General features: G+C 50.5%; 12 protein-coding genes. 11 read left to right on the forward strand and 1 reads right to left on the reverse strand.

Annotated elements, in window-relative coordinates; translation table 11 throughout:
• Window positions 1-97 precede the first annotated feature (97 nt).
• The gene (locus tag ACKPVM_RS04575) at window positions 98-1813 is read left to right on the forward strand and encodes a methyl-accepting chemotaxis protein (protein ID WP_409307279.1); all 1716 of its coding nucleotides are present in this window, start codon (window positions 98-100) and stop codon (window positions 1811-1813) included.
• Between the two features lie 78 nt (window positions 1814-1891).
• On the opposite strand, the gene dsrB is transcribed toward ACKPVM_RS04575, so the two are convergent.
• Complete coding sequence (dsrB, locus tag ACKPVM_RS04580) at window positions 1892-2086, reverse strand: protein DsrB (RefSeq protein WP_409307281.1); 195 nt, start codon at window positions 2084-2086, stop codon at window positions 1892-1894.
• A gap of 214 nt (window positions 2087-2300) precedes the next feature.
• Between dsrB and ACKPVM_RS04585 the strand changes: the two genes are divergently transcribed.
• The 10 genes from ACKPVM_RS04585 to ACKPVM_RS04630 all read left to right on the forward strand — a co-directional run bounded on the left by ACKPVM_RS04585 (window position 2301) and on the right by ACKPVM_RS04630 (window position 15021).
• Window positions 2301-3728, forward strand: a complete 1428-nt coding sequence (locus ACKPVM_RS04585; protein WP_409307282.1) for a diguanylate cyclase — start codon at window positions 2301-2303, stop codon at window positions 3726-3728.
• Window positions 3729-3943: 215 nt separating this feature from the next.
• On the forward strand, window positions 3944-4162 hold the full coding sequence (locus ACKPVM_RS04590; protein WP_409307284.1) for a KTSC domain-containing protein: 219 nt from the start codon (window positions 3944-3946) through the stop codon (window positions 4160-4162).
• A 209-nt stretch (window positions 4163-4371) separates the two neighbouring features.
• Entirely contained in the window at window positions 4372-5040 is a 669-nt protein-coding gene (gene acuR, locus ACKPVM_RS04595) for an acrylate utilization transcriptional regulator AcuR (RefSeq protein ID WP_409307286.1), read from the forward strand.
• A 72-nt stretch (window positions 5041-5112) separates the two neighbouring features.
• Window positions 5113-6090, forward strand: coding sequence for an acrylyl-CoA reductase (NADPH) (gene acuI, locus ACKPVM_RS04600; RefSeq protein ID WP_409307288.1), 978 nt, complete (start codon window positions 5113-5115; stop codon window positions 6088-6090).
• A 322-nt stretch (window positions 6091-6412) separates the two neighbouring features.
• On the forward strand, window positions 6413-8611 hold the full coding sequence (gene katG, locus ACKPVM_RS04605) for a catalase/peroxidase HPI (protein ID WP_409307290.1): 2199 nt from the start codon (window positions 6413-6415) through the stop codon (window positions 8609-8611).
• A 219-nt stretch (window positions 8612-8830) separates the two neighbouring features.
• Window positions 8831-9646, forward strand: coding sequence for an ATP-binding cassette domain-containing protein (locus ACKPVM_RS04610; RefSeq protein ID WP_409307292.1), 816 nt, complete (start codon window positions 8831-8833; stop codon window positions 9644-9646).
• The gene (locus ACKPVM_RS04615) at window positions 9643-10464 is read left to right on the forward strand and encodes an ABC transporter ATP-binding protein (protein WP_409307294.1); all 822 of its coding nucleotides are present in this window, start codon (window positions 9643-9645) and stop codon (window positions 10462-10464) included. Before ACKPVM_RS04610 ends, ACKPVM_RS04615 begins: the two co-directional genes overlap by 4 nt.
• A gap of 6 nt (window positions 10465-10470) precedes the next feature.
• Entirely contained in the window at window positions 10471-11715 is a 1245-nt protein-coding gene (locus tag ACKPVM_RS04620) for an MDR family MFS transporter (RefSeq protein WP_409307296.1), read from the forward strand.
• A gap of 10 nt (window positions 11716-11725) precedes the next feature.
• Window positions 11726-13243, forward strand: coding sequence for an ABC transporter substrate-binding protein (locus ACKPVM_RS04625; protein WP_409307297.1), 1518 nt, complete (start codon window positions 11726-11728; stop codon window positions 13241-13243).
• A complete protein-coding gene (locus ACKPVM_RS04630; RefSeq protein ID WP_409307299.1) occupies window positions 13243-15021 on the forward strand; it encodes an ABC transporter permease subunit in 1779 nt (592 codons plus the stop codon). The genes ACKPVM_RS04625 and ACKPVM_RS04630 overlap by 1 nt, the downstream gene beginning before the upstream one ends.
• The last annotated feature ends 10 nt before the right edge of the window (window positions 15022-15031 follow it).

Here is a 15031-nt window from a genome sequence, read left to right on the forward strand (position 1 = left end):
GGGAGGCGACAATGAGCCAAGTAACGAACAAAGCCGACGCACACGCAGCTTGAAGTATGGCGGGTATAATTATTTCTCCCAAAATGAGCGAATAGATATGAAAATGATTTCAAGGTCTGAGCATCAGGGTAAAACTGGCTTGTTAAGTGACTTACGGCTTGTCCCTTTATTCGTCATTATCCTAGGCGGGATCATGCTACTGTTCGCCTTATCCATAGGAACATCCAGTCACTTTTTACAACGTAGTAATCAATCGCTAGCGGATGTCACACAAGAAATTGATATCAGAATGGGGATATCAAACAGCTCTAATCACCTTCGTACCGCTCGTTTACTGCTGATTCAAGCCGCTGCGGCAGCACGCATTGGTGATTCTGATGTTTTTAATGGCAACCTGAAGCAAGCACTGCAACGTCTGGAACAGTCGAAGCAAGCGTTCCTTATTTACGAGCAACGCCCCGTCAAAACCGCGCAAGACTCCGCATTAGATGCCGACTTACGTAAAGCCTACGATGACTACGTCAATAACGGTATTACCCCCATGATCAACGCGGCCAAATCCGGTTTATTTGAGGAAGTCATTACGCTTGAATCAGAAGAAAGTCGCGTACTTGATTTAGCCTACAATAAACCGTTGCTTGACGCGGTGGCCTATCGGAATCTACGGTCGAAAGAGTTAAATAGCACTGCGCACGCCAATGCCTTGCTGGGATATTCTTTGATGGGCGGTAGTTTTGCGCTTGCTTTCGTTTTAACACTGATGACGTTCATGCTCCTCCGGCGGGCGCTCATTAAACCCATGAATGATTTAGTCAGCCGAATTCAACGCATTGCCCAAGGCGATCTCACCCAGTCTCCTGACGCCTATGGCAGAAATGAAATTGGCACATTAGGCCATAATGTTCATCAGATGCAATCTTCGCTGGTCACGACGGTCACAACCGTGAGAGAAAGCGCTGATTCTATTTATCAGGGCTCAACCGAAATTACTTCAGGCAACGCTGATTTATCCTCGCGTACCGAGCAACAGGCCGCCGCGCTGGAACAAACGGCAGCAAGCATGGAACAACTGACAGCGACCGTGAAGCAAAACTCAGAAAACGCTCACCATGCCAGCCAACTGGCTGCCAATGCGTCAGGCAAGGCCAAACAAGGTGGTGATATTGTCGCTAACGTTGTAAATACCATGAATAACATTTCAGGTAGTTCCAAAAAGATTTCTGAAATTACCAGTGTTATTAATAGCATTGCATTCCAAACTAATATTTTGGCACTGAACGCCGCCGTAGAAGCCGCCAGAGCGGGTGAACAGGGACGAGGTTTTGCAGTTGTCGCCGGAGAGGTACGTAATTTAGCACAGCGCAGTGCTCAGGCAGCAAAAGAGATAGAAACACTGATCTCTGAGTCTGTCAGGCTGGTCGATAGTGGCTCAGTATTGGTTGACAATGCGGGTAAGACCATGCGGGAAATTGTGGATGCGGTAACCAACGTCACGGATATTATGGGAGAAATCGCCTCCGCCTCCGATGAACAAAGCAGAGGAATTTCTCAGGTTGGTCAAGCGATCGCCGAGATGGACAGCGTAACACAACAGAATGCGGCATTAGTTCAGGAAGCCAGCGCTGCCTCCGCCTCTCTGGAAGATCAGGCTGCGGTATTAACCCGAGCGGTTGCAACATTCAAGTTATCCAACCAACCATCACAATTACATGCGCCAGTGTCGCCGACCTCATCAGCGCCGAAACCAAAAGCATCACTGGCGCTTCCAGCCAGAGGCGGCAAAGCGGGTAATAATAACTGGGAGACATTTTAAGACCCGGTAATTCATATTATCCCGACGTTCGGATACTGACGTGTCTCATGCACGTCAGTATCCGTTAACTGTTATTCCTTAATCTGAGTCGATTGGTTCAACAAATGTCCCATCATGACTATCGATTTCATTAAAAAACCAGATACCTGCCGGATAATCCTTAAGAGAGACCAAATACATCGTTCCTTCCTGAAACACCTCAATCGCCAGCACAACCCCCTCCCTCCTGACGTTTCCATCGGTTTTCACCGTCACCAAATCATTAACTTTCATTATGTTTCCCCAGGCAAGACGTTATCAAAGGATAAATACGGCGAACATCGCCAAAGGCCGCTATCAGTACTTTCAGATAAAACCACCTGACTTACTTACCTCAATAACGGCATATTAGGCAAACTCTTCCAACCTAAAGCGAACAATTACGTTAAACTGATTCCCTTTAATTTTAGTAATACGCATAACGCGTCCCCGTAAAAGAGATTGAACGTTGAACGAGCCTTTGGAATCGAACACTCAACTAGAAAGCAACGAAATAACCTACAATCAGGTGATCGTATCAGAGTGGAAAGCACTGTTGGTTATCACATCACCGGGCGCTTTTGCTTTGCTGAAAAAGCTGGCTGATGAGAAATCGAACCGTCTCGCTGAGTCATTTTACTCATACATGCTAGAAGATAACGAGGCCGCCTTCTTTCTTTCACGACAGCAGGTTTATGAACGACTTCACGGCTCAATGAGCCATTGGGTTGCCAGTATCTTGTCCAATAAGGGAGAAGATCTGCCTGCACTGGTAGAACATCAGAAAAAAATCGGGCAGGTCCACGCACGTATCGGCATTCCTGTCGAACTGGTGGAAAGAGGTGCAAGGCGTTTAAAGTGGACGCTTTACGAGGAGATATTACCCAAGAGAGGCAATATTTCACTGTACTTTGAAGTGATGCGTTTTGCTTCAATATCGATAGATATTGCGATAGAAATCATGAGCAGAACCTATTCCCAGTCACACGATCGGGCAGCCAAAAACGAAGAGTCCTACCGACTGTATTCCATTCTGGAAAACGCTGGCATGGAAAGAGAACGCCAAAACGCCGCGCTGCTAAATTGGGAGAATGCATTCATTTTCAATGTTGCGACCGGTACTCCCCTGACCAGTATTCCTGAATTAGGCGGTTCAGAATTTGGCTTATGGTTCAACCACAAAGGCAAATCCAGTTTCAACCATGCTCAAGGGATCAAGGTTATTAGCGACCTCATTGTTGAAACGGACGACTACATCAATCAGTACAATACGGATCATAACGACCCGTCAGCACCGCAAATTTCGGCCAACTATTCACCGCTGCTGAAATCGGTAAGAAGTAAAATCTATAAAATCAAAACGCTACTTGGGTCATTATTTGACGATATTCAGAAACTGGAAAGCGGTAAGGACACGCTGACGCTGCTACTGAATCGCCGTTTTCTGCCAACCATCCTGCGCCATGAAACGTCGCTGGCAACCCAAGCTAACTCAGAACTCACTGTGACCATGATCGATATTGATCATTTCAAAATCATCAACGATACCTATGGGCACGCTACGGGTGATACCGTGCTGAAAAGCATCGCTGAAATTTTGTACGAAAATACCCGAAACAGCGATTATATTTTCCGCTACGGTGGCGAGGAATTTATGGTGGTATTGGTGGAAACGCCAAAAGCGGCAGCGTATGCGCTGATTGATCGGCTCAGGAAGAAAATTCAACACCACCAGATCCATCTCCAAAATGGTGAAACAATAAACATCACCATCAGTGCCGGTATTGCCGTTTACAACGGGCACCCGGACTATGAGCACCTGATTAAATCAGCAGATGATGCGCTTTATAAAGCGAAAGCAAATGGCCGAAACCGAATTGAATATGCATCAGAGTGATGGTAAAACCAATGAGCCATCACCCATTAACAAAACGTCCCCATTCCGCAACTGGCCAACCCCATGCGCATCTCGCGCTCTGTCGTGCTGAAACTATCCACATACAAACCTAAATACCGCCATACATTAAATTGATGAGCATGATCATCAGCAACACAGCGTGCTTAAAATCCTTTATAGTGCATTCAGTATTCAACGCAAAGGAGGGATAATCATTGCAGCGGCAACCCGTGTCATCATCGAGGATTCGTTCGATTGGCTATGATCCTAAGAAACGTATCCTCGAAATAGAATTTCATAATAACGATATCTATCAATACATTGATGTTTCTGAACGTATTTATGGGAAATTCATTTCGGAAGCAGTGGTATCAAAAGGTCGCTTTTTCGATGGCGTCATTAAAAATAAATTCCTGTGCCGCAAAATCACCTGACGTGTCCATTTGGTAAAAAGTGAAGTCCCCCTGATCGAAAAAACCGATAACAAATGGGGAAACTCAATGAGAATCTATAAGACAGGCCTATTGAGCATTCCCCCTCACGATCGAATGACATAAATTCCCCTGATACGTCCCCTTCAAACTTGCTTGCCGATGTGTTTAAGCGTAGGCTTTACCCAATTTAAAAACGATCGGTCTAAATAATGACATACGAGGTATCAGCGGAGTTGAAGCCCCGTCGTGGTCGCCCTCCCAAAACAACACGCGAGTTCGTCGATACACGTGAAGCATTGATTCGTTCAGGGCTTGAAGTGATTACAGAGTCTGGCTATCTGTCTGCGGGTATTGATGCCATCATCAAAAATGTTTCTGTACCGAAAGGTTCTTTTTATCACTATTTCAAGAGTAAACAGGCGTTTGGCATGGCAGTGCTCACAGCTTATGGATCTTTCTTCGCCCATAAATTAGACAAGTTCTTACTCGACGAACAGTTAGATCCTTTGCAACGCCTTCAGGCATTTGTTACGCATGCTGGTCAAGGTATGGCGAAATATGATTTCAAACGCGGCTGTCTGGTTGGCAACCTACTACAAGAATCTCCCCTGCTGCCGGAAGACTTCCCAGACAAACTCAAAGCCGTCTTATATGACTGGGAAACACGTGTCGCACGCTGTCTTGAGGAAGCACAGATTCGTGGTGAAATCACGATGGTCACGCCTTCACATCAGTTAGCACGAACGTTTTGGTCCGGTTGGGAAGGTGCAGTCATGCGAGCGAAACTCTTTCGCTCTGTTGAGCCACTTGATCAATTTTGGGCATTTTTTCTACGCAGCATTGATAAAAAAACCATTGATAACAAAGCAGACGAATAAAAATAGCACCTGCAATACATCGCCCCTATCTATCTGAAATAATTCAATTCATCAGACGAGGAAACGTCAATCATGAAAGCATTGGTTTTGGAACAGAAAGACCACCACACTTTTTCGGAGATCAAGGCCATAACCTTGCCTGATCTGGCTAAAGGCGATGTCCGTGTCGATATCGACTGGTCCAGTCTGAATTACAAAGATGCATTAGCCATTACAGGAAAAGGCAAAATAATTCGCCAATTTCCGATGATTCCAGGCATTGATTTTTCTGGGCGCGTTAACCAAAGCTGCGATCCCCGGTTTTCTCCTGGCCAGTCGGTTATATTAACAGGTTGGGGGGTCGGTGAGACCCACTGGGGCGGACTCGCCGAGCAAGCGTGTGTCAAAGGCGACTGGCTCGTAGCAACTCCGAAAAATCTTAGCGCACGCAATGCCATGATTATCGGTACAGCCGGTTTTACCGCCATGCTGTGTGTCATGGCGCTAGAAGAGGCGGGTATCACGCCACAAAGCGGCAACGTTATCGTCACTGGTGCCAGCGGTGGTGTCGGCAGCACCGCAGTCGCACTATTACATGCGTTGGGCTACACCGTCACCGCTGTAACCGGTCGTGAAACGACACATGACTACCTGAAACAGCTTGGTGCTAATGAAATCCTCCCCCGTAGCGACTTTACCGACGCTCGTCCACTTGAAAAACAACTGTGGGCTGGTGCCATTGATACCGTCGGTAGCCACGTATTGACCAAAGTTCTCGCGCAGATGAATTATGGCGGATGCGTAGCAGCATGCGGCCTCGCGGGTGGTTTTGATCTTCCAACAACGGTTATGCCGTTCATTTTGCGTAACGTCCGCCTACAGGGGATCGATTCAGTCTCCGTCCCTGCGTCCCGTCGTTCTGACGTATGGCACCGTTTAGCAACCCTGTTACCAGAGAGTTTCTATCGTCAGGCAGCGACAGAAATCCGGCTGGAAGATGCGGCCAGTACTGCCGCTGATTTTTTAAATAACGGGATACACGGCCGTACTTTGGTAAAAATTCGCGATTAAGGCATCAGACCAATACCTCCACGCGACATAGATCGTATGACCCACCCCAGAACATCTGTACTGGGGTGAACACGTACCGATGATATTTTCCTTACCGCAATATCCCGTCAATTCCCTCAAAAATCCCGTTGATTCATGTCACACACGGCATAGCGACTTAGCCATAAATGCCTGTCACTTTCCTATTAATTCGTAGCCATTAGATAGTCAGAGACTATCACAATAGTTATCTAATCCGATTTTATCTATACCCACATAATGACTAAGATTAATAAAGCACCACATTGGATTGATAGCACCCACAAACAGAGGTAGGAAGCGCATGACAACTGAAAGCAAGTGCCCATTTTCGGGCCACGGTAGCAAGCAACCGACTCACAGCAGCGGCACCTCAAATAATGATTGGTGGCCTAATCAACTGAATCTGAATATTTTGCACCAGCATTCCTCTCTATCCGACCCCATGGATAAAAATTTCAACTACACCGACGCCTTCAATAGCCTCGATTTAGCCGCGGTAAAACAAGATCTTCGAACGCTCATGAAGGACTCACAAGACTGGTGGCCAGCGGATTTCGGCCACTATGGTCCTTTGTTTATCCGTATGGCGTGGCACAGTGCCGGTACTTACCGCACGGGCGATGGTCGTGGCGGTGCCGGAGCAGGACAGCAGCGATTCGCCCCGCTGAATAGCTGGCCGGATAACGTCAATCTGGATAAGGCACGACGTTTATTGTGGCCAATCAAGCAGAAATATGGCAGTAATATTTCCTGGGCCGATTTGATGATCCTCGCTGGCAACGTCGCGCTCGAATCCATGGGATTCAAAACGTTTGGTTTTGCTGGTGGCCGCCCTGACGTCTGGGAACCCGAAGAGGATGTTTATTGGGGGTCAGAAACAACCTGGCTAGGCGGGGATAAACGCTATTCGGGTGAACGCGATCTTGAAAATCCACTGGCTGCCGTCCAAATGGGGCTGATTTATGTCAACCCTGAAGGTCCAAATGGCAACCCTGATCCTTTAGCCGCCGCCAAGGATATTCGTGAAACCTTCAAACGTATGGCGATGAACGACGAAGAAACCGTGGCATTGATTGCTGGCGGCCATACCTTTGGTAAAACTCATGGAGCGGGCGATGCTGCGTTAGTCGGCCCCGAACCTGAAGCGGCAGCGCTTGAAGAACAAGGTCTGGGTTGGAAAAGCCGTTTTGGTAGTGGCAAAGGTGGCGATACCATCGGTAGCGGGCTGGAAGTGACCTGGACGCAAACACCGACCCGGTGGAATTACTATTTCTTTGATAACCTGTTCAATTATGAATGGGAACTGACCAAAAGTCCGGCCGGTGCTTACCAATGGCAACCAAAGGACGGTGCAGGAGCAGGAGCCATTCCTGACGCACATGACCCAACAAAACGTCATGTCCCTACGATGTTGACAACCGACCTCTCTTTACGCGTAGACCCTATCTACGAAAAAATTTCTCGCCGCTTCTATGAAAATCCAGATGAATTTGCGGATGCCTTCGCCCGTGCCTGGTTTAAGCTAACGCACCGTGATATGGGGCCACGTGTGCGTTACCTCGGTCCGGAAGTACCGGCAGAGATGTTAATTTGGCAAGATCCTATCCCTGAGGTTAATCATGAATTAATCAACGATCAGGATATTGCCGAACTCAAAGAAAAAATCCTAGCGTCAGGCTTGTCGATCTCACAACTGGTGTCAACCGCCTGGGCATCAGCATCAACGTTTCGTGGTTCAGATAAACGAGGCGGATCAAACGGCGCTCGTATTCGCCTGTTGCCGCAAAAAGGTTGGGAGGCGAACCAACCCGGCCCATTGGCGCATGTGCTGAATACGCTGGAGGAAATTCAAAGCACGTTTAACCATGCCCAGAATGGAAACAAGCAAGTATCACTCGCCGATCTGATCGTGCTGGCGGGTTGCGCCGCCGTAGAACTGGCGGCAAAAAACGCGGGACATACTGTCACCGTCCCCTTTACGCCAGGCCGAATGGATGCCACCCAAGAACAAACTGATATCGAATCCTTTGACGTGCTGGAACCCGTTGCCGATGGTTTCCGCAACTATCTCAAGGCTCACTACCGCGTTGCGGCTGAAGTGTTATTAGTAGACAAAGCACAGTTGCTGACACTGAGCGCGCCGGAAATGACCGTGCTGCTAGGTGGATTGCGCGTATTGGATACGAATGTTGGGCAAAGCCAGCACGGGGTATTCACCAAACGTCCACAGGTCCTGACTAACGACTTCTTTGTAAACTTGCTGGATATGGGGACAACATGGAAAGCAACGGATACAGAGGGAACGTATGAGGGGCATGACCGTACAACAGGCGAACTCAAGTGGACAGCCAGCCGGGTCGACCTAATTTTCGGTTCGCATTCACAACTACGCGCATTAGCAGAAGTCTATGCCAGTGCCGATGCTCAGGCCAGTTTTGTACAGGATTTTGTTAAAGTTTGGAACAAAGTCATGAACCTCGATCGTTTTGATCTGGCCTAGCAGAACATTCTCTCATGGGCTGGCGGGATATCTCTGCCAGCCCGACACGTTTGCCATTCAGCCGCATAATGTTGACCTTCGTCACGGAGTGAATAAGCACCACACTCAATGCGATATTAAAAACAAGGCAGGATTCATCACCGAACATTTCCTTTGCATCACATTGCCTTATTTTGTTATGTTATTACATATCAAATTATATCGATGGCATAAGTAAGCATGACCAGCAGGAACAGACAACAGGATGCGGTATTGCGCATAGATAACCTGAGTTTGTCTATCAATGGCAGTATCAAAATCGATCATGTCAGTTTCTCTTTACATGCGGGTGAACGAGTCTGTCTGCTTGGTGCCTCCGGCTCGGGTAAATCACTCACGGCTAAAGCCGTTATTGGTACACCACCACCCCATAGCCAGCTTGATGGGAAAATTTGGGTAAACGGCGAAGACATCACCCACCGACACGTCTTATTTCGTCCGGCATCATGCCTGGTTTCTGCCATCTTCCAGGATTCGGCTACCGCACTGAATCCCCTAATGCCACTAGGAAAACAACTCTCATTAGCGTTAGGGGCTTCAACAACGGATGAATTGGCAACGTTGTTAGAAGCAATGGGGTTAGCCGATATCCCAAACCTGCTGCAACGCTTTCCTGCCGAGCTTTCCGGAGGGCAACGACAGCGCATCTGTATTACGCTGGCGCTACTTGGTAAACCACGATTGCTGGTTGCAGATGAGCCAACAACAGCGCTTGATGTCGTGACCCAGCAGCACGTTCTCCAGGTGCTACAAGACAAGTGCGCCACGCCAACGGCGCCTGCGCTACTGTTTATCACTCATGATATTGCCGTGGCGGCCCAATTATGTGAGCGTGGGCTCGTGATGGAGAATGGTCGGGTGATTGAATCCGGTAGCATGATCCAGCTTCTGAATTCACCGCGACACCCTTACACTCAACGTCTGGTCAATGCCGCCCGCCGCGCCAGCGCACTCCTGCCAAGACAAACAAAACAACAAGGGGCGCTTGCCGGATGAGTCGCCATCTACACGTTGTGTCATCACCGTTTTTAAGCATGAATCAGGTAAGCCGTTATCGGCGACACTCGCGCTTACCCTGGCGAAAAACCGAACCTGCCATCCCCATTTTTGCCGATCTCTCGTTACATCTGCAACGCAATGAACGCGTTGGTCTGGTTGGTGCTTCTGGCTGTGGCAAATCGACCTTGCTACGTACCTTGCTGGCGCTAGAAGCGGCAGAGAGTGGCACACTGTATTGCGATGGTCATCTCATTCGTCCCGGATCGGTCAATTCACTCCTTTGGTATCGCCGCCGGGTACAATTTATTCCACAGGATCCTGCTGGCTCGCTGGCACCACATCAACGCGTAAGAACATTAATCGCCGAGCCGTTAAAACGGCTTCGACCCGGTGAATACAGTTTGTCACGCGTGCGTGAAGTCCTGGAACAAGTCGGTCTGCATCAGGATCTGCTGGAAAGCTTCGCCGGTCATCTATCAGGTGGTCAGGCGCAACGCGTCGCGATGGCCAGAGCGTTGGTGACGCGCCCTGACTTTCTGGTCGCCGATGAACCCGTCAGCGGATTGGATTTACCCTTGCGTGAACAGATAAAAGCGTTGCTCATGCAAGTTACCTCACAAAATAATATGGGCCTATTGATGGTGTCACACGATATATCAATGGTGGCAGGCTTGTGCGAACGCATGCTGGTCATGGAAGGTGGGCAGATCATTGAAGATCGTCCCACCGTGGAGGTATTAGCCTCACCGCAACAGCCTCATACCGCCCAGCTATTACACGCCATTCCAACACTATCAACGTGCTTTAACGGATAATTATTTATGTCAGACACCCTTATTGACCGCGCTTCACGGCCTTATCCGCCGTTGTTACTGGGCAGTCAGCTCGTTTTCAATATTGGTTTTTATGCCGTCGTCCCTTTTCTGGCACTCTTTCTACGTGAAGATATGTTGCTTTCTGGGTGGGCAATCGGCCTGGTTATCGGGTTGAGAACCTTTTCGCAACAGGGCATGTTTTTAGTTGGGGGAGCACTGGCCGATCGTTTTGGTGCTCGTCGCGTCATCTTGTTGGGCTGTGTGGTACGGATCCTCGGTTATCTGCTGCTGGCGCTGGGCACCACGCTGTGGCCGATTATACTCGGCGCTTGCCTGACCGGCATTGGCGGAGCATTGTTCTCACCCGCGATTGAAGCATTGATGGCACAGGCCGGCACGCAAAGCGAAAAAGAGGGGAAACGTAGTCGCTCAGAATGGTTTGCCCTGTTCGCCATTTGCGGTGAACTAGGCGCGGTGCTCGGGCCGCTATTAGGATCGCTGTTGGCTGGATACGGTTTCCAACGCGTTGCACTGGCTGGCGCGGGCGTATTTTTACTGGCGCTATTCATTCTCTTTTTCAGCCTGCCCGCCACACAGCGCCAGCCCGGAGAGTTACATATCGCTCCTTGGTGGCAAACATTCCGTCAGCGTCGTTTTGTCGCATTCATTGTCGCCTATAGCGCCTATTTATTCAGCTATAACCAGCTTTACCTGGCTCTGCCAGTTGAACTGCATCGGGCCGGTGGTAGCGAAAAGGACCTTGGTCCCTTATTTGTGCTGGCATCAGTCTTGGTGATTGGTTTGCAATTACCGCTGGCACGTTTTGCCCGTCACCACGGCGCAGCTCGTATTCTGCCATTAGGTTTTTCACTATTAGCCGCCTCGTTTATCAGCGTCGCATTATTTGCCCACATCACGCCGCCAGAAGGCTGGCAACGCCTTTTACCCGCGGTATCGCTGATCACACTGTTGACACTGGGACAAATGCTAATCGTCCCTGTCGGCATGGATCTTATCCCCCGTTTTGCTCAACACCGTAACCTCGGTGCCCATTACGGCGCACTTGCCTCTATGGGCGGCGTAACGGTTCTGGTCGGCAACTTTTTGCTCGGCGGACAGCTCGATCGGGCACTTATCCCGTCACCTCAGGCCGCCATTCCGTGGCTTCTGTTAGCCGCGGTACCACTGTGTAGTGCGATCGCCATGGTGCTCATTTGCCGACCGCTGACTTCTACCCCATTAGACGAATAAGGACAGTCCAATGAACATGCGCGTTTCCCTCAGCCCTATTTCCTGCTTGCTCCCTGCCGTACTGCTACTGTCGGGTTGTTTCAATGAGCCGGATGATAAGCAGCCTGCTGCAAGCGACAGCCGAATCAAGCTCGCAATGTTACAACCACCACGTTCTGGCCTGACTCCGCTCAGCGACGATGCATTCAAGCTGTCTCGCTGGAGCATGGCGGAAACGCTGGTCGTTCTCGATCCAATTGGTGAAACGCAACCTGCGCTGGCTACCCGATGGCAACCTATTGATGACCGTTCCTGGCGTTTTGAACTGCGCCCTAACGTCCATTTTCACGATAACACTACGCTAACCGCTGCGACGGTAGTCAATGCGCTGACGGTTGCCGCCAATGCCGCGCCCAAACCTCGTATTCTGGATGGTGTCCAATTGACCGTCGTCGCCGACGGCGATAATGCGGTGATCGTATCCACGGCGACACCCGATCCATTACTGCCACAACGACTGTCGAGCCCACAGTTGGCGATATTATCCAGCGCTGCCTATGGCAAAAATGGTGTAGTGAACCCGATCAACGCAGGAAGCGGTCCGTTTGTTTTACGTAGTGTCAACGGTACCAGCAGTGCAACACTGGATCGATTCGATGGCTATTGGGGTGAAAAAGCACAGGCCAGCGGTATTGATGTTAACTTCGTACCCGATGGCCCCGCTCGCGCCGCCGCGTTACGTACCGGCACTGCCGATATCGTCGAAGCAATTCCGGTGTCACAAGCGCCACTACTGGATCAAGCACTTATTCATGAAGTGCCCATGCCACGGACCAACACGCTCTATCTCAATACCCGCGACGGCGTCATGGCCGATCCGGCAATGCGTGCCGCCGTGCGTGATGCGCTCAACCGCCAACAGTTGGTGGATAATGTCTATGAGAAACGTGCCGATGTCGCCCAAGGGTTATTGGGCCCCGCGTTACCATGGGCTGCATCACTACGCCAACCAGTCAGCCAACCACAACAGGCCATCGCACCAAATGGCGCGAGCATCACGCTGGCAACATTCAGCGACCGTGCCGAACTACCTGAAGTCGCGGTTTATCTGGCTCAGCAGTTGACTGCGGCTGGCTTTACCGTAAAACAGGTCGTCCGTGAATATTCGCAAATAGAATCTGACGCTCTGGCTGGCAAGTTTGACGCGTTTATTTTATCCCGCGCGACCGTTCTGGACTCCGGCGATCCCGTTGCTTATCTCTACAGCGATTTCTCCTGCGAAGGGTCGTTTAATATCGCACAGTTGTGCCGACCGGAAATCGATCAAGCATTACAACAGGCCGCGGCGATTCCCGCGGGAAATGAACGTCGTCAAGCCATCATGCGGGCAGAAAACCTGATTCTGGCCAGCGATGCCGCCATTCCCATGTTGCATGAGCGAGTCATTCAAGGAGAAAGCGCCCAAATACAAGGTGCTCTGCGCGATCCACGTGAGCGCGTTTTGATTAATGCCACCACCAAGCTGGCGACAGGAAATACAACACCATAATGAGTGAATCGCTGTATTGCCGCACCTGCGCCACCGTTGGCCGACAACGTTACTATCGCTACGGTGTTCTAATTCCGCTGGTTTCACGCCTGCTGACGCTGTTGGCAATTATCATGCTGATAGGCATGCTGCCGTGGTTATCTGGTCAGGATCCAGCATTGACGTTATTACGCGCCCGTTCTGGCGATCAGGAAGCCACTGCGGAAACGTTAAACGCCATTCGACAATCGCTGGGGCTGGATCGCGGGCCGGTGCATTTATTACTGGACTGGCTAAGCGGATTGTTACGCGGTGACGCAGGAAACTCATGGGTGTCGGGGCGTCCAGTGTTGCCCGGCATGTTACAAGCCACCGGCGTTTCGCTGACGTTAATGTTTTCATCAGCATTAGTCGCCTTTTCACTGGCGACCACGCTGTGTGCCACCACGTTTATAAAAGGTTTATACGGTCAGTCTCACCGTTCCAGTGGTTTATTTGCCGCGCTGTTTACGGCTCTACCGGAGTTTTTACTCGCGTCCTTTTTATTGATTATTGGTGCCGTCTGGCTCCAGTGGTTCCCGCCTTATGGCTGGCAAGGGCTGCACTATGTCGTGCTCCCTTCGCTGGCATTAGGTATTCCTGCGGGAGGATATTTAGGGCGTATCATCGCCGATGCGCTGTCAGCGACATTCAGTGAAAATTGGCTGACGACTTGGCGTGTCGCAGGCATTCGTCGCCATCATATTGCATTAGCCGTGCTGAAACGCACATTGCCCAGCGTAATGCCATTAGTCGGGCTGGTGTTGGTTTCGCTGACGGGTGGTGCCATTGCGGTAGAAAAAGTTTTCGCCATTCCTGGATTAGGCCGCGCGACGCTTGGCGCAGCCGCCGCTCAGGATTTACCGGCGCTTCAGGTGGGCATATTAATTTTACTGTTGATCGCCGCCATAGCAGGCATGGCAGCCGGTGCCATCCGTTTGTTGATTCTGGGAAATGCACTACACAGCGGCGCGATGCCGATTCCCGAAGAAAACCGAATGACGACATCTCGCTATGCCATCTGGCTACCGCTGCTCTGCTTAGTGCTGTTAGTTATCCTGCTCATCAGCGGACTTCCGCGCGATCCCTACACGTCGGCGTTTCTCCGCTTACAGCCGCCGTCATTTGAACTCCCCTTTGGCGCAGACGCAATGGGACGCGATTTATTAGCCCGTGTCGCACACGGAACGCTCAATACCTGCCTTCTCGCCCTGCTGGTATCGTTAGCCTGTCTGGCAATTGGCCTATTGGTCGGACTTTTTCCGCGTTGGTTTACCGGCCCGATTGAAGTGACTAACGCTTTGCCTCCAGTTATTTCTGGTTTACTGGTTGCGGCCATTAATGGCCCGACAGCAATGGGGGCAGCAATCGCAGTTATCGCCGTCAGTTGGGCCCCCCTTGCCGCCCATACCGCCGCACTGGTCATCGAAATCAAGGCTCGCCCCTATGTTTGTCAATTGCCGATGCTGGGTGTTGGCCCCATTCGTTGCAGCTTGTTTTACGTCCTGCCAGCATTGATTGGCCCACTCTTTCGCCATGCCATGCTACGGCTCCCAGGCATCGCACTGGCACTGGCATCGCTGGGATTTTTAGGATTGGGCGCATCGCCCCCGACGCCCGAATGGGGTCGAGTGCTCGCGGAAGGGATGCCCTATATCGAACGCGCATTCTGGGGCGTACTGGTGCCTGCCGCCGCGTTAGGCATTTTGTCAATTCTGGCGGTTAGCGCGGCCAATCTTTCGGGTCGTCAGAAACGATAAGCCGTTTATA

It is taken from the genome of Pectobacterium hainanensis (assembly GCF_046237015.1).
In the GTDB taxonomy this organism is placed as follows: domain Bacteria; phylum Pseudomonadota; class Gammaproteobacteria; order Enterobacterales; family Enterobacteriaceae; genus JBJYIN01.